The following is a 734-nucleotide window of genomic DNA, read 5'->3' as shown; positions in this document are numbered from 1 at the left end:
GACCTGTCCCATCCCTTCGGCCGCGGCAATCCCCTGTGGCCCTCCAACGGCGACTTCCACATCGACCGTGTGCAGCACATGCCCATGCACTATCGTCTGCTTCAGACCTTCAACGACTTCCACATGCACAACTCCACCCACGCCGACTCCCCCTCCCACGTGATTCCCGAGTCTCCTTATACCCACGAGCTGCCTCTGGAGAACTACTATGGCCCTGCGGTCTGCCTGGATATCCCCAAAAAGCACTGGGAGCTGATCACCGTTGAGGACATCGAGAAGGCCGCCGCCAAGGTGGAGGGCGGCATCCAGGAGGGCGACTGGGTCCTCATCTGCACCGGCATGAACCAGCGCTGGGGCGAGAACGACGACTACTTCATGTACTCCCCCGGCATGTCCATCGAGGGCGCCCACTGGCTGGTGGACCACAAGGTCAAGGGCGTGGGCTTCGATCTGCAGGCGCTGGACCACATCCTCTATACCTACGCGGCCCAGCACGGCCCCGGCCCCTACGTCCCCCGCATCGTGGACGAGTACAAGAAGGAGTTTGGTCATGAGCCCATCGAGGACTACCCCGAGTGGGAGCCGGTGCATACCATCCTGCTGGGCAACAACGTCATGGGTATTGAGAACCTGGGCGGCGACATCGAGAAGGTGAAGGGACAGCGCTTCATGTTCTGTGCCTTCCCGCTGCGCTGGTATATGGGCGACGGCACCATCGTCCGCGCCGTGGCCAT

1 protein-coding gene is annotated in these 734 nt (G+C 62.1%); it reads left to right on the top strand.

What is annotated here, in order from left to right:
• Positions 1-734 (top strand): cyclase family protein (locus tag HMPREF0372_RS06440; protein WP_007489968.1); only part of this gene is annotated, 734 nt, incomplete at both ends.

The sequence above is a fragment of the Flavonifractor plautii ATCC 29863 genome (genome assembly GCF_000239295.1).
GTDB classification, from domain to species: domain Bacteria; phylum Bacillota; class Clostridia; order Oscillospirales; family Oscillospiraceae; genus Flavonifractor; species Flavonifractor plautii.
This window is presented reverse-complemented; position numbering and strand designations above follow the sequence as displayed.